At 65.9% G+C, this 19,334-nt stretch carries 16 protein-coding genes; 11 read left to right on the plus strand and 5 right to left on the minus strand.

Annotated features, from left to right (window positions below):
* From EPL01_RS15120 to EPL01_RS15135, 4 genes are all read right to left on the minus strand, one after another.
* Positions 1-2,454 carry a DUF7527 domain-containing protein gene (locus EPL01_RS15120; RefSeq protein WP_135826120.1) on the minus strand — a complete coding sequence of 818 codons (2,454 nt, stop codon included), beginning with the start codon at positions 2,452-2,454 and terminating at the stop codon, positions 1-3.
* A gap of 605 nt (positions 2,455-3,059) precedes the next feature.
* The gene (locus tag EPL01_RS15125) at positions 3,060-3,338 is read right to left on the minus strand and encodes a UPF0058 family protein (protein ID WP_135826121.1); all 279 of its coding nucleotides are present in this window, start codon (positions 3,336-3,338) and stop codon (positions 3,060-3,062) included.
* 69 nt (positions 3,339-3,407) lie between these two features.
* Positions 3,408-3,626, minus strand: coding sequence for a ribbon-helix-helix domain-containing protein (locus tag EPL01_RS15130; protein WP_115865556.1), 219 nt, complete (start codon positions 3,624-3,626; stop codon positions 3,408-3,410).
* Between the two features lie 205 nt (positions 3,627-3,831).
* Positions 3,832-4,119, minus strand: a complete 288-nt coding sequence (locus tag EPL01_RS15135) for a hypothetical protein (protein WP_135826122.1) — start codon at positions 4,117-4,119, stop codon at positions 3,832-3,834.
* Between the two features lie 219 nt (positions 4,120-4,338).
* Between EPL01_RS15135 and EPL01_RS15140 the strand changes: the two genes are divergently transcribed.
* The 5 genes from EPL01_RS15140 to EPL01_RS15160 all read left to right on the plus strand — a co-directional run bounded on the left by EPL01_RS15140 (position 4,339) and on the right by EPL01_RS15160 (position 10,246).
* The gene (locus EPL01_RS15140) at positions 4,339-4,935 is read left to right on the plus strand and encodes a sulfite oxidase-like oxidoreductase (RefSeq protein WP_135826123.1); all 597 of its coding nucleotides are present in this window, start codon (positions 4,339-4,341) and stop codon (positions 4,933-4,935) included.
* A 488-nt stretch (positions 4,936-5,423) separates the two neighbouring features.
* The gene (locus EPL01_RS15145; protein ID WP_135826124.1) at positions 5,424-6,794 is read left to right on the plus strand and encodes an isochorismate synthase; all 1,371 of its coding nucleotides are present in this window, start codon (positions 5,424-5,426) and stop codon (positions 6,792-6,794) included.
* Positions 6,787-8,604, plus strand: a complete 1,818-nt coding sequence (menD, locus tag EPL01_RS15150) for a 2-succinyl-5-enolpyruvyl-6-hydroxy-3-cyclohexene-1-carboxylic-acid synthase (protein ID WP_135826125.1) — start codon at positions 6,787-6,789, stop codon at positions 8,602-8,604. Before EPL01_RS15145 ends, menD begins: the two co-directional genes overlap by 8 nt.
* Before the next feature lie 50 nt (positions 8,605-8,654).
* Positions 8,655-9,617, plus strand: a complete 963-nt coding sequence (locus EPL01_RS15155; protein ID WP_135826126.1) for a hypothetical protein — start codon at positions 8,655-8,657, stop codon at positions 9,615-9,617.
* Positions 9,618-9,871: 254 nt separating this feature from the next.
* Positions 9,872-10,246 (plus strand): DUF7522 family protein, encoded by a 375-nt coding sequence (locus EPL01_RS15160; RefSeq protein ID WP_135826127.1) that lies wholly within the window; start codon positions 9,872-9,874, stop codon positions 10,244-10,246.
* Between the two features lie 11 nt (positions 10,247-10,257).
* Here the strand turns inward: EPL01_RS15160 and EPL01_RS15165 are convergent, their stop codons facing one another.
* On the minus strand, positions 10,258-11,460 hold the full coding sequence (locus tag EPL01_RS15165) for a pyridoxal phosphate-dependent aminotransferase (RefSeq protein ID WP_135826128.1): 1,203 nt from the start codon (positions 11,458-11,460) through the stop codon (positions 10,258-10,260).
* 426 nt (positions 11,461-11,886) lie between these two features.
* Between EPL01_RS15165 and EPL01_RS15170 the strand changes: the two genes are divergently transcribed.
* The 6 genes from EPL01_RS15170 to EPL01_RS15195 all read left to right on the plus strand — a co-directional run bounded on the left by EPL01_RS15170 (position 11,887) and on the right by EPL01_RS15195 (position 19,314).
* Positions 11,887-12,780: a 1,4-dihydroxy-2-naphthoyl-CoA synthase gene (locus EPL01_RS15170; RefSeq protein ID WP_135826129.1), complete on the plus strand. Its 894-nt coding sequence runs from the start codon at positions 11,887-11,889 to the stop codon at positions 12,778-12,780.
* Positions 12,781-13,278: 498 nt separating this feature from the next.
* Positions 13,279-14,295 (plus strand): NAD(P)/FAD-dependent oxidoreductase, encoded by a 1,017-nt coding sequence (locus EPL01_RS15175; protein WP_135826130.1) that lies wholly within the window; start codon positions 13,279-13,281, stop codon positions 14,293-14,295.
* Between the two features lie 198 nt (positions 14,296-14,493).
* Positions 14,494-15,435 (plus strand): 1,4-dihydroxy-2-naphthoate polyprenyltransferase, encoded by a 942-nt coding sequence (locus EPL01_RS15180; RefSeq protein WP_135826131.1) that lies wholly within the window; start codon positions 14,494-14,496, stop codon positions 15,433-15,435.
* Positions 15,436-15,465: 30 nt separating this feature from the next.
* Positions 15,466-16,503: a mandelate racemase/muconate lactonizing enzyme family protein gene (locus EPL01_RS15185; protein ID WP_135826132.1), complete on the plus strand. Its 1,038-nt coding sequence runs from the start codon at positions 15,466-15,468 to the stop codon at positions 16,501-16,503.
* Positions 16,496-18,049: an o-succinylbenzoate--CoA ligase gene (gene menE, locus EPL01_RS15190; RefSeq protein ID WP_368279572.1), complete on the plus strand. Its 1,554-nt coding sequence runs from the start codon at positions 16,496-16,498 to the stop codon at positions 18,047-18,049. The genes EPL01_RS15185 and menE overlap by 8 nt, the downstream gene beginning before the upstream one ends.
* A 551-nt stretch (positions 18,050-18,600) precedes the next feature.
* Positions 18,601-19,314: an NRDE family protein gene (locus EPL01_RS15195; RefSeq protein ID WP_135826133.1), complete on the plus strand. Its 714-nt coding sequence runs from the start codon at positions 18,601-18,603 to the stop codon at positions 19,312-19,314.
* The last annotated feature ends 20 nt before the right edge of the window (positions 19,315-19,334 follow it).

Below are 19,334 nucleotides of genomic sequence, written 5' to 3' on the forward strand. Positions count from 1 at the left end.
TTAGAGTTCCGGCACGTTCAGGTGGAACCCTCCACTTCGTGACTCCACCAGACAGAGGTGATATCCGCGTTTGCGGGAGAGTTTGACGAAGCTCTCTCTTTTCTCGCGGCTCAGGAAGCCACCAGCAGTCGCGTTCTCGGCGGTTTCCAGCGCCTTCGGCTGGAAGAAGCTCTCCGTGACCTGAAAGGCACCCGATAGCTCGTCGTGGGCTTTCCCGACGCCCGAGGAGGCGTCCACGAGCGACCCCATCATGTCGCCGGTCGTCGGGTCCCGCGAGTCGTTGAGGTCAGCGACCACGAGGGGGTTGCCCATCCGGTCGCGCATGATGATGTCGAACGACTCCTGGCGGGTGTCCTCGGTGTCGTCGCCCGCGCCGACAGAGCCGTGGAGGTCCACGCGGTCGATTTTCGGAATCGACTCGTAGAGGTCCTTCAGGCCGTTCCGGTGGCCGGTGTCCCGAATCTCGTAGAGGAGTTCCTCGATGACCCACGAGACGAACTGGTACTCGAACGAATCGTGCAGGAACTCCTCGAACGGTTCGCCCTCGACCGTCGCGCCCTCGGTCTCGAACTGAGTGTGGTGTTCGAGCCGGAGGTTCTCGTTCACGTCCTCGGGTTTGGCCTCGCTCGCGGCGGCCTCCTCCAGCGTGGCCTTGCCCTTCGACTCGTAGCGCACGAAGAGGTTGGTCCCGTCGAACGCCTGCGAGCGACTGAGTTGCCGCCCGCTCGCGCCGGACCCATCCGACCCCGAGCTTTCGAGTTTGGCTTCGAGTCGCTCGACCTCTTGGCGGAGGGCGTCGCGCTCTCGCTTGTACTCGTTGCGCTCGGACTCGACGTTCGAGAGTCGCTCTTTCAACTGCTCGACCTGCTGTTTTCGCTGGCGGAGTTGCGAGCGAAGCTTCTGTATCTGGGCCTGCGCCTTCTCGTCTGGCGCGCTCGACTGGCCGGACGCGCCGCCCGGCGCGCTCCCCGAGCGCGAACCGGGTCCGGACTGCGCGCCAGCGTCGGACTGCGCGTCAGCGGACTGGCCGCCGGTTCCAGACTGGGCTCTGCTTCCCGACTGCGACCCGGTCGGCGACGAACCGGACGACGAACCAGTTCCCGAACTCGTCTGCGAGGAGACTCCGGCAGCGGAACCGCCGGTCGCGGCCGCCGAATCTGCATCGGTCCCAATCGAGTCCGAGTCGGCGGTCTCCTCGTCGGCCGGACCCTCGCTCCGGTCGGGGTCGAGGGAGGGTATCGTGGTGGCCTCGCGCCACTGCTCTTCCTCCTCGAAGGCGTCGCTTCCGTCCTCGTCGGTCGCTGACTCGGCCGCGGAGTCGGCCGGCGCGTCGGTGGCAGACTCGGACGCGCCCGACTTCGCGTCGGCCTGCCCGGACTCGGGGCGAGCGGGGTCGGCGGACTCCTCCGGTTCGGCGGTCTCGGCGGGTTCGACCGCGGTCCCGGCGTTCGTACCGGCCACGTCCGCGGCCCTTTCGGTCGCGCTCGCTTCGGTTGCCACGCCGGAGTCAGTCGCCGTGGACCGACCGGAGTCGGCCGGACCGCCGGAGTTCGACTCCGAGGAGGGCGATTCGGCCGGGGTGGGCGATTCGGCCGGGGCGGACGATTCGACTCCCGCGTCGGCCGTCCGACCCGTCTCGGCGTCCGCGGCGGTGGACTTGCTCGCTGACTGGCGGTTTGGGGCGGACGACTGCCCGGCGGGCCCGGGCGAGTCCGCCGAATCGGTCGCGGCGCTCTGTCCGGCCCCGCCGACGCCGGAGTCGGGGGACGGGCCGCCAGTCCCGCCAGTTCCGGACTCGGGGGATGGACCGCCAGTCCCGCCCGCGCCGGACAGTCCCGACGCATCGGACGTGTCGGTCGGCCCTGACGCGCCGCCCGGCGACTCGTTGGGCGCGTCGGGTTCGTCCGGTTCGTCGGGTTCGGGCACGTCGATGACGTCGATGTCCACGTCTCGAACCTCGTAGATGCCGACCTCGTCGTCGGCGCGCTCGAAGGCCTCCTCGCCGGTCACGACCTGCTCGCTCGCGCCGACGAACGCGACGCTCATCGAGCGCCCGCCGTAGTAAGCCACGTAGTAGTCGCCGCTCAGGACGTTCTCGCTGAGCTCGATGTAGCCCGTGAACTTGCCGTCCGTGAGCGTCGAATCGACCTCCGACAGCGGCGTGTCGTTCGTGTAGTACTTTGCCTGCGTCTCGCCGCCCTGTTCTTGCATGCTGAAGACCAGCGGCAGCGACGGATGGGGCGCGGCGTAGGCGGTGCCCGTGGCGTCCTCGAAGTCGTCGAGACTCCCCTCGTAGACCCCGATTATCCGCCCGTTGAGCATAAACAGCCACGCGCCACCGGCCTCGACTGCCCCCGAGAACTCCCCGTCTGAGAGTTCGCGCAGGCCAGCAAACCCGTCGCTGAAGGGACGAGTTTTCCAACCTTCGACCTGCTCGACCGTGCGCGTTTCCATATTACGACGAAACCAAAGCCCTCTCAAATATCTTGCGGCCCGAACTTTTGCTGCGGGCGCGCCACGAGAGGCGCGCCCTTGCAAAACTTCGATGAAAACCCTGCGTCACCGCCTCAGGCCCGCGCCGACGGCGCGGGTCTTCGACGGGTTCCTTGGGCCACTCGCTCACGTTCGTTCGCTCGCGGTACAACTGCGGGTGGTTGACGTGGAAAGTCGAGTACGCGAGGGACAGGTCGAATTCTAAGCAATGAAATTCGTTTCTAAGAGTGGTTTTTGAATTGATAAAGACATATTTTTAATTCTTAACCTGCGCGCGCGTGGTCATCAAGAGTAAGAACAGCGAGCGACCGGGAGGGAGCGAGCGCACCAGCAGAAGTCAGCACCAGCAACTCTACCGCGAAGGAGGAGCGAAGCGACGACTGAGCGGCCCAAGGAATCCCTCGAACGAGCGCCTTCGGCGCTCGTGAGGGGGTGACGTCGTCCGAGAGAGCAAAGCTCTCTCGTGATCACGAAAATCTCCGATTTTCGAACGACCGTGGTTTTGGTCGAGCTTTTTATCGAGCGCAGTCGCCAGCGGCGACTGCGCTCGCAATAAAAAGGTCGTTTTAGATTTTGGACTCGGCGTCGTCGGCGAGTTCCTGCATGCGCTTGCCGATGCGGCCCGCTTCGCTGAACTCGTCGTCGCTCATCGCGGTGGCGAGCGCGTTGCCGAGGACGAAGACCGCGTGCTTGTGTTCGCTCTTGGACTTGTGGACGTGCGAGGGGTCCACGTCGAGTTCTTCGTACGGGTCGAACAGGCCGTCTCTGACGCGCTCTTGGTCCTGGAAGTACTCCATGATGAGGACCATCTCCTCGTGGAGTTCGAGAAGCTCGTCTTTGTGCATGTCCGTGGGTAAGGATGTGTCTGGCTTAAGGGTTTCTGAGATTACTTCCCACGCACCGAAAATGGAAGTTTAGAAGACGTACTCGTCCTCGTGACCCATCATTCCTTCGTCTTCCAGACCGGGTTCGCGGTCGTCGTCGTCCATGGGACCGCTGGTTTTGTAGGCTTTCAGCCCGGTCGAGAGGAGGTCCTCGATGGCTTCCTCTCGGTTGACGAACTCGCCCTGTTCGACCATCTGGGCGATCTGCATTTCGAGATGTTCCGGAATAGTTATCTCTACCTTCGGCATTGGAACATTGCTGGCTTCGGGAGGGGTGTTCTTAAGTCTGACGGGGATAGCTACAGGGGACGACAAATCATTTGATTCCAATCGAAAAGAACGGTTCCGAGAAATCGAACTCAGAGTTACGATTCGGCAACCGAGGTTGCTAGTAGCGATACGCAACGCCGGATTACTCGGTATCTGACCGAAAAATGGGAGTTTTCCGTCCGTCTCAGCGGCTACCGAGCATCTGCTCGATAGAGTTGATGATGCGGTTCGGGCCGAGGGCGGTGACGGCCTTCTCGATTCGCTTCTGGTTGTAGTAGCTTGCGAACGCGAGAATCGTCGGCGGCCACAGTCCGATAAAGATGCCCTGCATCCGGTTGCCCCGGACGAAGAACTGATGCAGTGCGAGTGCCACCGACGTCGCCGCGGCGAGGACCGTCACGTCGGTCGCCGTCTCCTCGGCGGCCTTTACGGTCTTGTCCTGACCGGTCGTGCGTTGTTCTTGTGTTGCCATGCGAACTCGTCTTGGGACAGACACGCCTTTGTTATTGAGTCGATACCCCCACTCGTTCCGGACGCCCCCGCTACGTTCCGCGTTACCGCAACCGAAATCGAACGTTGCCGAGTTCTCGACGTCGCGCCGTCCCGCGATTCCCCGCGCACCGCCCCGCGACTCTCCTCGTGCCCGTGCGCAGTCGATAAATCTACTTGCGTCCGACACCGACTCGGACCTATGAGCGTCACCGACGTGACGGACCTTCACGAGGAGTTCGACGGCGAGCGCCTCCCGCCCGGCCAGCGCAAGACGAGCAAGTTCCCGGTCCTCTCGAAGAGCGGCACGCCGGACTGGAACCCCGAGACGTGGGAGTTCACGGTCTCGGGCGCGGTCGAGGAGGAACTGTCCTTCTCGTGGGAGGAGTTTCAGGACCTCCCGAGCGAGACCCAGAATCAGGACTTCCACTGCGTGACGGGCTGGAGCAAGTTCGACTGCGAGTTCACGGGCGTCACCTTCCCCGACCTCGCGGAGATGGCGGGCGTGAAAGACGACGCGGTTCACGTCATGTTCTCGGCGCTCGACGGCTACACGACGAATCTCCCGCTGGAAGATTGCATGCGCGAGGAGGTCCTCTTGACCTACGAGTTCGACGGCGAGGCCCTTCCGGAGGAACACGGCGGCCCCCTGCGGGTCGTGACGCCGCACAAGTACGCTTATAAAGGAGCGAAGTGGGTTGACGGCGTGGAGTTCCTGACGGAGGAGGAGCGCGGCTACTGGGAGAAGCGCGGCTACTCGAACACGGCGAATCCGTGGAACGAGGAGCGATACAGTTAGTGAATTTCTGTCTTTCGGGGAGTCGAAGCAGATAGCGTCGTGAGTAGGAGAATCGCAGTATCTTTTTAGAAAGCCCCCGGTTCGCTCGCGGTCGCTCAGCGACATATCTGACGCGCGCAGTTCTGCGCGCGTCAGATAGAGGTCGGCTGAGACGACCACGGCCTTCGGCCGCGAGCGACCGGTCCCTTTCAGTCCACCCAGACAGTCGGGTGCATTACCGGGCTTCTGACGGTGAGAGGAGCCACCGAGCGTCGGCCTCGGGCCTCCCCAGCCTCCTCTCACTCCCTGCGGTCGTTCGGTCGTCCCTCGCGCGGTTCGGCGCGGCCACAGGAGGCCGCGCCAGCACGCGCCGACAAACGAGTTCGAGACAGCGATTCGAACCGACGAGTTTTCGCCGTTTTGAGGAGTCCGACGACGGTGCCCGAACCCGACAGGCGTCACGAGTAATTCAGTTAGACTAAAGGCTCCCCACTCCTGAGTTCGACTGAATGGAGTCTCCGCCCCGCGACGGACAGGTGTCGGCCGAACCGACCGGCTCCGCCCTCGTGAGCCGGGCTTGCAAGCTACCCGACTGCGACCCCCGACCCTTCCTCGCCGGGCGGGACGCGCCCCGAATCTACTGGACCAGCCCGTACGGTCCCGAGTTCGCAGGCGGCGGCACCGCGGCCAGAATCACGGCCGAGGGAGCCGACAGGTTCGACTCGGTCGGCGAGGCCGCAGACGAGTTGTTCGACGGGATGGACTACGACGGGCCGGACGCGGCCCGGCCCCGACTGTTCGGCGGCTTCTCGTTCCACGCCGACCACGACCCGGCCCCGCCGTGGCAGAGCTTCGGGACCGGCGAGTTCATCCTGCCCCGGACCCAGTTGACTCGCGCCGACGGCGAGACGTGGCTGACCGTCTCGGCCCGCGACGCGCCCGGCGAGGCCGTCGAGGCCGAACTTTCCGAGGTCCGCGAGGCCCTCGCCGAGGTCCCCGAGCGAGAGCGCGCCGACTCGCCCCGCGCTGGCCCGCCCGGAGCTGACCCGCCCGGCGTCGTGGCGACGAACCCGACCACGACCCGCGAGGAGTGGGCCGAGCAGGTCAGGGCCGCGGTCGAGCGAATCGACGCTGGCGACCTCCAGAAGGTCACGCTGGCCCAAGCCCTCGCGGTCGAGTTGGCCGACGAGGTCTCGATGCCCGACGTGCTGGCCCGCCTCGGCGAGTCGTACCCCGACTGCTTCCGGTTCTGCTTCGAGCCGACCCCCGAGGCCGCCTTCTTCGGCGCGACGCCCGAGCGACTCGCCACGCTCCGGGGTCGGACCGTCGAAACCGACGCGCTCGCAGGCTCTGTCGGCCGCGGTGATACTCCGGAGGAGGACGCCGAACTGGAGAAAAGCATCGAGGAAAGCGAGAAGATGGCCCACGAACACGGTCTCGTGGTCGATACCATCCGCGAGCAGTTGGCTCCTCTCTCCGCGGCGGTCCGGGTCGAGGACCGCCGCGTTCGGAAACTCGCCACCATCCAGCACCTCTGGACCCCCATCGAGGCCGACCTCCAGTCGTCGGGCCACGTCCTCTCTATCGTGGAAGCACTCCACCCGACCCCCGCGGTCGGCGGCCTCCCGCCCGAGAAAGCTCTCCAGACCATCCGCGAGACCGAGGCCTTCGACCGCGGCTGGTACGCCGCCCCGGTCGGCTGGTTCGACGCCGAGGGCGACGGCACCTTCGCGGTCGGCATTCGCTCGGCGGTCACGAGCGGAAAATCCGCCACGCTGTTCGCCGGGAACGGCATCGTCGGCGACAGCGACCCCGACGAGGAGTACGAGGAGGTACAGCTCAAGTACCTGCCGATTCTGGACGAACTGGAAGATGAGTGACGAAGCCGACCCCTTCTCTGACCCCTCGGCCGCCCCGAACCGCAACACCCTCTGGGCGCGGGCGCTGGTCTCGGAACTCGACGCCGCGGGAATCGACGCCGTCTGCATCGCCCCCGGCAGTCGCTCGACGCCCCTGACGGTCGCGTTCGCTCAGCATCCCGAAATCGAGGTCTTCTCGCACTTGGACGAGCGTTCCGCGGCGTTCTTCGCCTTGGGTCGAGCCAAGCGCACCGGCAAACCGACCCCGCTGGTCTGCACCTCGGGCACCGCGGCGGCGAACTTCCACCCCGCGGTCATCGAGGCAAATCAGGCCCGCGTCCCGATGCTCGTCCTGACGGCCGACCGGCCGCCGGAACTGCGCGACTCGGGCGCGAACCAGACTATCGACCAGCAGAAGCTCTACGGCGACGCGGTTCGGTGGTACAAGGACCTGCCCGAACCAGAGGCCGACGGACGAAAGTTGCGCTCGCTCCGGACCACGGCGGCCCGCGCGGTGAGCGAGTCCACCGGCACCCCGCCGGGGCCGGTCCACCTCAACGTCCCCTTCCGCAAGCCCCTCGAACCGGTCGAGGTCCCCGGCGACGTGCCCGAGGAGTTCGCCGACGAGGCTCCGCTCGGGGCCGAGGGGCGCAATTCTGCCTTCGTCAGCACTTCGCAGGGCCGCCCCGAACTGGACGACGCCGAGATTCGGCGCGTCGGGCAGGTTCTCGAAGACGCCGACCGGGGCCTCATCGTCGCCGGTCCGGCGGACGCCCCGGACTCGGACCGAACCCCGGCGCTCGACCGCGGGGCACTCGCCGACCTCGCCGAGGCGACCGGGTTCCCCGTCCTCGCCGACCCCCTGTCGGGACACCGATTCGGTCACGAGAGCGAAGTTCCGATACTCGGGGGCTACGACGGCTACCTCGACGCAGTCGCCGACTCGTGGCCCGACCCCGAGGTCGTCGTTCGCTTCGGCGCGTCGCCGACCTCGAAGGTCCTCCGCCGGTATCTGGAAGCGAGCGACGCCCGGCAGTTCCTCGTGGACCCCGCGGGCGGGTGGCGCGAGGCGACGTTTACCGCGACAGACCTGCTGGCGGCCGACCCGACGCGGTTCGCCCGGAAACTGGCCGAAACGACCGATTCGGCCGCGGCCGAATCGGCCGAGAGCGAATCGTGGCGCGCACGCTTCGCCGAGGCCGAGCGCGACTACTGGAGTCTGGTCGAGTCGGCGCGCGACGAGCGCCTCTTCGAGGGCGGCGTCCTCTCGGCAGTCGCGGAAGACGCCCCCGACCCGGCCACCGTGATGGTCTCGAACAGCATGCCGGTCCGCGATTTGGACCGCTTCGGTGCGCCGCGGTCCGCGGACATCTCGGTGCTGGGCAACCGGGGCGCGAGCGGCATCGACGGCATCACCAGCACGGGACTCGGCGCGGGGAGCGCAACCGACGACCCGCTCGTCATCGTGACCGGCGACTTGGCCTACTACCACGACATGAACGGCCTGCTCGCCGTCGCGCGGTGCGGCGTGGACGCGACCATCGTGGAAATCAACAACGACGGCGGCGGCATCTTCCACATGCTCCCCATCGAGGAGTTCGACCCGCCGTTCACCGAGCAGTTCCGGACGCCCCACGGCCTCGACTACGAACCGACCGGTGACCTCTACGGCCTCGACTTCGAGCGCGTCGGGGAACTGGCGGACTTCCGGTCGGCCTTCCGCGAATCGGTCGCCAGCGAGGGGACGCAGGTAATTGAGGTCACGACCGACGCCAAGGAGAGCCACCGGTTCCGCGAGGAAGTGGCAGAACGAATACGGACGCAAGTCTAATACTCCTCCTGTACAAACACGTTTATTATCTAATAATACGGGGCAGGAACATGATTTGGAATAGAGTGACACGTCGGCACTTCGCTGTCTGGTTCGGGATGTTCGGAGCGATACAGAGTGCAGTGTTAAGTGTGTATTTCTTTCTCTGGGATTTCCAAGTTGGCGTCCCGGGATATGCCGCAGTAACAGAAACTGTATCAGGAGTCGATGTCCTTGCCGGGGATTTGTCTGGGATAACGCTCTCCTATTTTTTCCTCGGTCTTATCGGGGCTACCATAAGCGTCGTCGCCGCTTATAGCGTCTCGACCCGGAGGTATGCGTTACTCGAATACCTCTTGGTCGCAGTCGGCGTCGTCGCGGCGTGGCAGTGGTACGTCGGTGATTTACTCGGACAACTACTCTCTACCGTTGTTCTCCCGATTTTTCTATCGGTCGTACTCCACGTCTCCAAACGGTCGAAGCCAGAACAACCGGATGGCCGACTGTCGAGGACCACCGTCCTAATAGTTGCACTCGTCGCAGTCGTATGTAGCGTGTCGAGTACGGGTATCGTCGCTCTCGATGCTCCTCGGAATCAGCCTTCGAAGACAGTCGAATCGAGTCCAGTTACTGAACGTCTTGCAGTCGAAAGCGTGATCGGCGAGGTGACAGGCGACCACGAAAAGCAAATTAGCTCTCTTACGTTCACGGTTTCGCCGAATGGTGAGAGTACAAACATATATGGCGTGGAGATTAAATACGTAGGTGATGAAACCGAGAAAACCTTCGAATCGAGAACGGACGACGTGAATACGTCCACGGAACCTGTATTCGCGCTTCGGTCAGCGGACTCGAAAATCGTGTCTCCCCAAGAGAGCGCCACATTCACGCTAAACATCACCGCGATTCGAGGAGCAATCCTCAGACCGGGTAACAGCGTTAAAATAGTTATACTTACTGCGGAAGACGCGAAGACCGTTTTTTGGCTCGACGTTCCGGAGTCGCTCTCCGGAAAGAAGGCCGAACTCCTGTGACTACAGTTGGTCGAGACTGCCACCACCGAACGAGATGTCTCGTTTGTTGAACAGCGAGTAGGCGGCAGTACCGCGAGCAGAATCGTCCTACGTCGCCGACGAACTCGGCGAGTAGCGGGCTTCGGAAATAATTAGTTGCCTTTAAATTTTTATCTATATCATAGATGGTTATATATCGTTGTTTCGTCAAAAGAGTCGATATCGGCTACCAACTGCAAGATTGAAATGAATCCAGCCTATATTTCCGAATATAAATGTCAGAAAACTCTTCGGAAGCCCTGGCCGAGTTCCTGAAAGCTCGCGTCGGCGACCACCTGCGGAGCGTCATCTTCTACGACGACGAGGGCGGCGAAGTGGTGTACGTCCGCGACGACGTGGCCGACCAGTACACCGACGAGGACGTGGCCGAGGTCGTCCGCGACGTGCGACTGGAGGCCGTGGACAAACCCCACCAAGAGAGCCTCTACACTCACGGTTCGCTCGAATGCACGCTCCGGTCGTTCGGCGACGCCGTGGAGTTGCACTTCCCGCACGACGAGACCTGCGGCACCGCCGTCGCGCTCGACAGCGAAGTGTTCCCGATGCACAACACCTTCGTCGAGCGCTGTCTGGACGCGATGGAGGAGTAGGCCGACACTTCCTATTCGGTCTCTGCCCGAACCATCGCCTCGATTCGGTCGAGTCCCTCCTCGATGCGGTCGAGGCTGTTGGCGAAGCTGATTCGGAGGTAGCCCTCGCCAGCGTCGCCGAATCCGTCGCCCGGCGCGGTCACGACGCCGTACTCCGAGAGGAGCCGTTTCGCTATCTCGAAGCTCCCGCCGGGCAGGTCGCTCACGTCGAGGAAGGCGTAGAAGGCCCCGTCCGGCCGCGGGCAGGAGACCACCGGCATCTCGGCGACGCGCTCGACCACGAAGTCCCGGCGCTCCTCGAAGGCGGCCTTCATCTCGGCGACCGGCTCTTGGGGCCCGGTCAGCGCGGCCAGCGCGGCCTGCTGGCTCACGGCCGAGGTGCAGGCGGTCGTACTCTCGCCGATGCTGGTGACCGCGTCCACCACCTCCTCCGGCCCGGCGAGCCAGCCGAGTCGCCAGCCAGTCATGGAGTAGGTCTTCGAGCAGGAGTCGATGGTCAGGACGTTCTCGGGCGAATCGACGTAGGACGCCGCGCCCCGGAAGTCGTCGTCGTAGGTCAGGCGGCCGTAGACCTCGTCGGCGACGACGTAGGCGTCGTTGGCCGCCGCGGCGTCCGCGACTTCGGCGACCGCCTCCTCGTCGTAGACCTGCCCGGTCGGATTGGAGGGCGAGGTCAAAATTACGGCGGCGGTCTCCTCGCCGATTTCGCCCGCCACGCGCTCGGCGTCGAGGTCGAATCCGGAGTCGGCGGGCAGCGGGACCTCGACCGGCGTCGCGCCCGCCAACTGGACCTGGTTCACGTAGTTCGGCCACGCCGGAGTGGGAACCACGACCTCGTCGCCCGGCCCGGCCAGCGCCATCATCGACAGCGAAAGCGCCTCCATCGCGCCGTTCTTGACCGTAATCTGCTCGGGGTCGTACTCGACGCCGCTCTCGCGCGCCATCGTCTCCGAGATGGCCTCGCGGAGCGGCGGGATGCCCGCGTTCTCGGTGTAGCTGGTCGCGCCCTCGTGGGCCGCCTCGGCCGCGGCGTCGATGACGTGTTCGGGCGTACCGAAGTCGGGTTCGCCGACTTCGAGGCGCACGAGGTCGCTGTCGGCCGTCTGTCGCTCGCGCTCGGCGAGGCCGAACATCACGCGAATCTTCGAGCGTTCGAGGCTCCGGGTCCGGTCGGCGAGGCGCGCGGCGGCCTCGCGCTGGCTCGGGTCGGTCATGGCCTACGTCACGGAACCGCGGGTGAAGTAAGTTCGCTCCTCGGAAATGGAGACCAGCGAACGCCGACCGCGACCCGCGGGTCGCGGTCGGTGGAACTTTCCACGCGGTTTCGGCCAGTGGCACCTTCCATCGGAACGTGCTCGGTGGATCAATCCACGAGTTTCGGCCGGTGGGACGTTCACTTCCCCTGGCGGACTGAAAGGGCGAGCGCGGTTCGCGGCCGGAGGCCGTGGTCGTCTCCGGCGGCCCTATTCGCGGGCCGGGCGGTGTGGAGAGGCCCGCGGATATCCGGCGGAGCGACCGCGAACCGCGCGAGGGCTTTCGAGGACGAAGAAACGACGGTCTCACCTCCGGCAGTATCGTCACTTCAATCTCCTAGAAGCCAACAAGGAATCTTTTTCCTCGCACCGGCCCCACGCCGACACATGGTATCCGAGATTTTCGACCCCGAGGAGTGGGAGCAAGCGGGACCCGACTTCGACGACATCACCTACCACCGTGCGGTCGAGTCGGGCACCGTGCGCATCGCGTTCGACCGGCCCGAGGTCCGCAACGCCTTCCGGCCGAAGACCGTTGACGAACTCTACGACGCGCTCGACCACGCCAAGCGCCAGACCGACGTGGGGTGCGTCCTGCTGACCGGTAACGGTCCCTCGCCGAAGGACGGCGGGTGGGCGTTCTGCTCGGGCGGCGACCAGACCGTCCGCGGCGACGAGGGCTACGAGTACCGCGGCGAGGACGGCCAGACGGACAAGGCCGCGAAGGGCGGCCGCCTCCACATCCTCGAAGTCCAGCGCCTGATTCGCCACATCCCGAAGCCGGTCCTCTGCGTCGTGCCCGGGTGGGCGGTCGGCGGCGGCCACAGCCTCCACGTCGTCTGCGACATGACCATCGCCAGCGAGGAGCACGCCGTCTTCAAGCAGACCGACCCGGACGTCGCCTCCTTCGACGGCGGGTTCGGCTCTGCCTACCTCGCCAAGCAGGTCGGCCAGAAGAAGGCCCGCGAAATCTTCTTCCTCGGGAAGAACTACGACGCCGAGGAGGCCGCCGACATGGGCATGGTCAACGAGGTCGTCCCCCACGAGGACCTCGAAGAAGTCGCGCTCGAATGGGCCGAGGAGATGAACGAGAAGAGTCCGACCGCGATGCGGATGCTCAAGTACGCCTTCAACATGACCGACGACGGCATGGTCGGCCAGCAGGTGTTCGCCGGGGAAGCGACCCGTCTCGCCTACATGACCGACGAAGCCCAAGAGGGCCGGGACGCCTTCGTCGAGGGTCGAGACCCCGAGTTCGATAAGTTCGACTGGCACTACTAAGACGACCTTTTTATTGCGAGCGCAGTCGCCGTGGGCGACTGCGCTCGATAAAAAGCTCGACCAAAAACACGGTCGTTCGAAAATCGGAGATTTTCGTGATCACGAGAGAGCTTTGCTCTCTCGGACGACGTCACCCCCTCAAGCGCGCCGGAGGCGCGCTTTCGAGGGATTCCTTGGTCCGCTCGCTCACGTTCGTTCGCTCGCGGTACAGTCGCTAGCCCGTCCCGCACGGCACCGCGCCGCACCGCAACCGAGTCGGGTGGTCGGCGGAGCGCGAGAAGCGTTTATATAATTGTTGTTGTTTCTTTAGACAATGTTATTATTGCTTATAGACACTATTTCATTGCTTTTAGAATCCGAGTTAGCTTGAACCGTCACGTAGCTCCGTCCGCGACCGCTGGCTCGCCAGCGGTCGCTGGGCACGCTCGGCCAAAGCTATCCCGGCCGAAATCGCTCCTGCCCGCCTATTTAAGGCGTTCAGGCCCAAAGCCGCAACCGATGAGCGAGACGCACGAGTACGAGGTTGCCGTCGTCGGCGGGGGTCCCGCCGGACTGACGGCCGCGCTGTACACCACGCGACTGGGCCACGACACCGTGGTCGTGAACCGAGGCGGCGGGCGGGCCGCCATGATGGCCGACACCCACAACGTCATCGGCGTGACCGAGGAGGTCTCCGGCGTGGAGTTCCTCCAGACCGCCCGCGAGCAGATACAGGAGTACGGGGCCGACTACGTCCGGGGCTACATCGAGGACGCCGAGCGGCGCGACGACGGCCGGTTCCACCTCCACGGCGGCGAGCGCGACTTCGTCGCCGACCGCGTGGTGCTGGCGACCGGGTTCACCGACGTGCAACCCGGCCCGCCCCTCCCGCCGACCGGGCGCGGCCTCCACTACTGTCTGCACTGCGACGCCTACATGTTCGTGGACCAGCCGGTCTACGTGATGGGGACCGGCGAGGCCGCGGCCCACGTCGCCATGATTCTGCTCAACTTCACCGACGACGTGGACCTGCTGACCCGCGGCGACGACCCCGAGTGGAGCGAGGAGACCGACCGCCAGCTCCGCGCCCACCCGGTCGATATCGTCCACGAGGAGATTTCCGGCATGGAGAAGGACGACGACGGCTGGCTCGCGGGCTTCGAGTTCGAGGACGGGAGCTTCCGCGAGTACCGCGGCGGCTTCCCGATGTACGGCTCGGACTACAACGCCGAACTGGTCGAGCAGTTAGACTGCGAGCGCAACGACGACGGAACCGTCGTCGTGGACGACGCCTTCGAGACCACCACCGACGGCGTCTACGCGGTCGGCGACCTCACCCCCGGCCACAAGCAGATTCCGGTCGCCATGGGCGAGGGCGCGAACGCTGGCATCGACATCCACTACGGGCTTCGGGAGTTCCCCAAGTCCGTCGAGGAGCTCGAAGCCGAGGGCGAGGTCTCGGCCGAGCAGGTGCCGAGCGTCTCCGACGACCTCAGGGAGGCGGCCCACGAGTTCCGCGCGGAAGGCGACGACTGAGACTGCGCGGGAGAGGACGACTGAGACTGCGAGAGAGAGCGCAACTGAAAGAGACGGATTTTTCCGTCCCGACTTTAAGTTGTTCTGGCGACAAGGAGTAGATACGAGCGAAAGCGGTTCTCCGGGGACTCAAATTCTAACAGCTTTTGCTCTGGCGAAACCGCAGGGGCTATTGGCCAGTTCCCGTAAGTTCCGATAATGAGCGACACGGCTACCGAACACTCCCGCCGCGAGGCGTGGCTGATGGCCGCCCGGCCTCACACCCTCCCGGCGGCCGCGGCACCGGTCATCGTCGGCGTGGGTCTCGCCGTCCACGAGGGTCTGTTCGCGCCGCTTCCGGCGCTGGCGGCCTTCGTCGGCGCGGCCCTCATCCAGATCGGCACAAACTTCGCCAACGACTACTACGACGCCGTGAAGGGCGTGGACACCGACGAGCGCGAGGGGTTCACCCGCGTCACCCAGTCGGGACTCATCGCACCGGAGTCGGTCAAGCGAGCGATGTACGCCACCTTCGCGCTGGCGATACTGGTCGGCGTCTACCTCGTGTACGTCGGCGGCCTGCCGATTCTGGTCATCGGACTCGCCAGCGTGATTTCCGGCATCGCCTACGCGGGCGGTCCCTACCCCCTCGGCTCGCACGGCCTCGGCGACCTGTTCGTCTTCGTCTTCTTCGGCGTCGTCGCGGTCATGGGCACCTTCTACGTGCAGGCCGCCAGCGTACTCGCCGGAGCCTTCCCGATGGGGATTCCGGAGGGGACAGTCACGCTCGCGGCGTTCGCCGCCAGCCTCCCGGTCGCGGCCATCTCGACCAACATCCTCGTGGTGAACAACGTCCGGGACCTCGAAACCGACCGCGAGGCGGGCAAGAAGACCCTCGCAGTTCTCGTCGGCTACCGGGCCAGCCGCGCCGAGTTCGTCGGCCTGCTGGCGCTCTCGTACGTCGTCCCGATTTGGTTCTGGCTGGCGCGAGGGTACTCCCCGGCGGTCCTCCTTCCCCTGCTCACGATTCCCTACGCGGCCGCCGTCGCCCGGACCGTCCTGACCGACGCCTCGGGCGAGGCGCTCAACCCCGCGCTGGAACAGACCGGAAAACTGCTGGCCGGGCACTCGGTGCTGTTCGCGCTCGGCCTCCTCGCGTGAGCACTCACCTAACCACCTACACCTGAAACCATGAACGCCGAACTTCGTCCCTTCTCGCTCCCGCTCGCCGACCCCCTCGACACCGCTCGGGGGACCATCGAGCGCCGCGAGGGCTTCCTGTTCCGACTCGAATCCGAGCCCGAAGCAGTCGGCGTGGGCGAGGCCACCCCGCTCGCGGGCTGGACCGAATCGCAGGACGAGTGCCTGCAAGCCCTCGAAGACGCCGCGGACGCCATCGACGCCGACGGGGACCCCCAGTCCGCGCTCTCGAACCACAATTTAAAATACACCCCGGCCGCGCGTCACGCGCTCGACCTCGCGCTCGCGGACCTGCGCGCGTCGCGTGCAGGCGACCCCCTCTATCGCTGGCTGGGAGCGACCGAGCGCGTCGAGAGCGTCCCGGTGAACGCGACGGTCGGCGACTCGGGCGTCGAGGAGACCGTCGCCGAGGCCGAGCGGGCCGCGGACGCTGGCTTCGAGTGCCTGAAAGTCAAGGTCGGAGCGCGGCCGCTCGCCGCGGACATCGAGCGAATCGAGGCGGTGGCCGACGCGCTCTCGGCGGTCGAACTCCGGGCCGACGCCAACGGGGCGTGGTCGCGCCAGCAGGCCCAGCAGTTTCTGGACGCGGTCGGGGACAGACTGGCCTACGTCGAGCAGCCCCTGCCCGCGACCGACCTCGGGGGTCTCGCCGCCCTCTCCGGCCCCATCGCGCTGGACGAGACGCTCGCCGAGGGCGAGTTCGAGGACGCCCTCGACGCGAATCCCAAGGCAGTCGTCCTGAAGCCGATGGCGCTCGGCGGGCCTCGGAAGGCGGTCGAGCTCGCCGAGGAGGCCCGCGAGGAGGGAGTCTCGCCGGTCGTGACCACCACCATCGACGGCGCGGTGGCACGGACCGCCGCGGTCCACGTCGCGGCCGCGATTCCGGACGTTCCGGCCTGCGGGTTAGCGACCGCGAAGATGCTGGAATCGGACCTCGGCCCGGACATCGCGCCGGTCGCGGACGGTCGGGCGGTGGTCCCGCAGGGCGAGGGCAACGGCACCGCGGACACGTGGAGGTACGATGACTGAGACGCAACCGACTCAACCTGCCGAGCGAACGATGCAGGATTGGCTGGCCGAGCGAGCGCGGACCTCGCCGGAGGCGACGGCGCTCGTGGAGGCCGAGGACGGAACGGAGTGGACGTATCGAGAACTCGACTCGGCGGTCGAGGAGACCGCCGGGCGACTCGCCGCACTCGGGGCGCAGACTGGCGACCACCTCGGCGTGCTGATGGAGACGCGGGTCGCGTTCGTCCGGCTGGTCCACGCCGCGATGCGACTCGGGGCGGTACTGGTGCCGCTGAACGCCCGACTGGCGCGACCCGAGTTGGCCCGGCAGGCCGAAGTCGCGGACCTGAATCTGGTAGTCTGCGAGGAGGCGACCGAGGCCGACGCGGTGGCGATTTCCGAAGTACCAGTCACGTCGGTCGATTCGCCCGAGGCGGATGCGGTCGCGCCACTCCGCGAGCAGACCCCTGCCGAGTTCGAACGGGCGTCGTGGTCTCGGTCGGACCCGCAGGCGATGCTGTTCACCTCGGGCACGACCGGCGACCCGAAGGCCGTGGCGCTCTCGATGGGCAGCTTCCTGTCGAGCGCGACCGCCTCGGCCTTCCGGCTCGGGGTGACGCCCGGCGACAAGTGGTTGCTGTGCCTCTCGATGTACCACATGGGCGGCCTCTCGGTCGTTCTGCGGTCGGCGCTCTACGGGACGACCGTGATTTTGCAGGAGGGCTTCGACGCCGAGCGGGACGCCGACGCCATCGCGGAGTACGGCGTCACGGGCGTCTCGCTCGTGCCGACGATGCTCCGGCGGATGCTCGACGCGCGGGAGTCGCTGGGGAACTCGCTCCGGTTCGTCCTGCTGGGGGGTGCCCCGGCGCGCGACGAACTGCTTTCCCGGTGCGAATCGCGCGGCGTGCCGGTTCACCCGACTTACGGCATGACCGAGACGGCGTCCCAGATTGCGACCGCTCGGCCCCGCGAGGCCTTCGAGCATCGCGGGACCGTGGGGCGGCCACTCCTGTGGACCGACGTGACGGTGGTCGGTGAAGGTGGTGATGACGAGGAGAGCGGGAAACCCCTTCCGGCGGGCGAGACGGGTGAAATCGTGGTCGCTGGCCCCACCGTCATGCGGGGGTACTACGGTGATTCGGAAGCCACGAAGTCGGCCTTCGGCGAGTACGGCCTCCACACCGGCGACGTGGGCTACCGCGACGAGGAGGGCCGCATCTGGGTGCTGAACCGGCGCGCGGACCGTATCATCACCGGCGGCGAGAACGTCCACCCCGGCGAGGTGGTCGAGGCGCTTCGGGAGCATCCCGAGGTCCGAGACGCCGCGGTCGTGGGGTTGGACGACGAGGAGTGGGGCGAGCGCGTCGGGGCGCTGGTGGTTCCGGAGGAGGGTGCGGATGGAGACTTGTCGGTCGGGGGCATCGAGGACTTCTGCGACGACCGACTCGCGGGCTACAAGCGCCCCCGGACTGTTGCTTTCGCCGAGGAACTTCCGCGGACTGCCTCGGGGACCGTCGAGCGCGAGGCGGTTCGGGAGCGACTTCGGGAATCGGGCGAGGTCTGAGTGACGCGGCCCGCCGGGTGCGCTGGGTGGGACTTTCCGCCAGTAGCGTGCTGGCAGACCAGTCGCCGCGGGTGGGATGAAGGGGCCGGTCGCTCGCGTACAGTTTAGTCGCTCGTCGGCCCTTATCCGTCGCAACTACGTCCGTCGGATATGCCGACGAGCGACCGCGAGCGACCGGGGGCTTCAGAAGACCGCTCTCCAGTATGCTGAGTCGTTGCTGTTCTTCTGAAAGTCGAGATGAAGCTAGCTAGTGCCGAAGCCTAGGAGGACCGCACCGCAACCGCGACCGCGAACCTCACACCTCCTCAACCTCCTCGTTCGCTCCCTCCGGTCGCTCACTCGTCCCTCGCGCGACGATGGCGCGAGATGGACTCGCGCCAGCGCGCGCCGCCGCATCCGCAGACACAACTATTTACGTGTTAAGAAAATACTTCAGAACCTTAAACAATCAAATAAATTGCTATCGGGAGAACCACCCCACGTGACGAACACCTCCGACACACACCGCCGTAGCCGCGAGATTTTAGCCCGAGAAGTGCGTAATTCCGGTCGTGTGTACCCTAATCCTCGCGTGGCAGGTCTTCGACGGCGCGCCGATAGCCGCCGCGGCGAACCGCGACGAAGCCACCGACCGGCCCTCGCGCCCGCCGGGCCTCCTCGACCGCGACCCGGCCGTGGTCGCACCGCAGGACGAGGAGGCTGGCGGGACGTGGATCGGCTACAACGACGCGGGCGTGTTCGTCGCCGTCACGAACCGCCGGGCCGACGTGCAAGGCGAGCGCTCGCGGGGACTGCTCGTCCGTGACGCGCTCGCCAGACCCAGCGCGGCCGAGGCCGCGTCGTTCGTCCGGAACGAACTCGCCGACCGCGAGTACGCCGGGTTCAACCTCGTCATCGCCGACGACGAGGAGGCCGGACTGCTGGAGTGGGACGGCATCCTCCGGACGACCCACTTCGACCCCGGCGTCCACGTCGTCGTCAACGAGGGCCACAACGGAGACGCCGCGAAGGCCGCGAGCGTCCGGCAGGCCGTCAGCGTGATGCCCGAGATGACCGTCGAGGAGTGGCTCGACCGCGCCGCGGAGGTCCTGCGCGACCACGAGTTAGCGGTCTGCGTCCACGGCGAGGACTACGGCACCCGCTCGTCGTCGCTGGTGACCGTCGAGACCGAGGGCCGGGGTCGCTACTGGTTCGCCGACGGGAGACCGTGCGAGACCGAGTACGAAGTCGTCGCCGACGGCGACGACGCGGACGGTCAGTTTTAAACGCCTCGGGGTACGTATTC

The sequence above is a fragment of the Halorussus ruber genome (assembly GCF_004765785.1).
Lineage (GTDB): Archaea > Halobacteriota > Halobacteria > Halobacteriales > Haladaptataceae > Halorussus > Halorussus ruber.

Bases quoted from the DNA above. Each gene is read 5' to 3' on its own strand.
- EPL01_RS15135 (WP_135826122.1), bottom strand. From the start codon at position 4,119: ATGGCAACACAAGAACAACGCACGACCGGTCAGGACAAGACCGTAAAG.
- EPL01_RS15120 (WP_135826120.1), bottom strand. From the start codon at position 2,454: ATGGAAACGCGCACGGTCGAGCAGGTCGAAGGTTGGAAAACTCGTCCC.
- EPL01_RS15170 (WP_135826129.1), top strand. From the start codon at position 11,887: ATGGTATCCGAGATTTTCGACCCCGAGGAGTGGGAGCAAGCGGGACCC.
- menD (WP_135826125.1), top strand. From the start codon at position 6,787: ATGAGTGACGAAGCCGACCCCTTCTCTGACCCCTCGGCCGCCCCGAAC.
- menE (WP_368279572.1), top strand. From the start codon at position 16,496: ATGACTGAGACGCAACCGACTCAACCTGCCGAGCGAACGATGCAGGAT.
- EPL01_RS15165 (WP_135826128.1), bottom strand. From the start codon at position 11,460: ATGACCGACCCGAGCCAGCGCGAGGCCGCCGCGCGCCTCGCCGACCGG.
- EPL01_RS15130 (WP_115865556.1), bottom strand. From the start codon at position 3,626: ATGCCGAAGGTAGAGATAACTATTCCGGAACATCTCGAAATGCAGATC.
- EPL01_RS15185 (WP_135826132.1), top strand. From the start codon at position 15,466: ATGAACGCCGAACTTCGTCCCTTCTCGCTCCCGCTCGCCGACCCCCTC.
- EPL01_RS15140 (WP_135826123.1), top strand. From the start codon at position 4,339: ATGAGCGTCACCGACGTGACGGACCTTCACGAGGAGTTCGACGGCGAG.
- EPL01_RS15180 (WP_135826131.1), top strand. From the start codon at position 14,494: ATGAGCGACACGGCTACCGAACACTCCCGCCGCGAGGCGTGGCTGATG.
- EPL01_RS15175 (WP_135826130.1), top strand. From the start codon at position 13,279: ATGAGCGAGACGCACGAGTACGAGGTTGCCGTCGTCGGCGGGGGTCCC.
- EPL01_RS15145 (WP_135826124.1), top strand. From the start codon at position 5,424: ATGGAGTCTCCGCCCCGCGACGGACAGGTGTCGGCCGAACCGACCGGC.
- EPL01_RS15155 (WP_135826126.1), top strand. From the start codon at position 8,655: ATGATTTGGAATAGAGTGACACGTCGGCACTTCGCTGTCTGGTTCGGG.
- EPL01_RS15125 (WP_135826121.1), bottom strand. From the start codon at position 3,338: ATGCACAAAGACGAGCTTCTCGAACTCCACGAGGAGATGGTCCTCATC.
- EPL01_RS15160 (WP_135826127.1), top strand. From the start codon at position 9,872: ATGTCAGAAAACTCTTCGGAAGCCCTGGCCGAGTTCCTGAAAGCTCGC.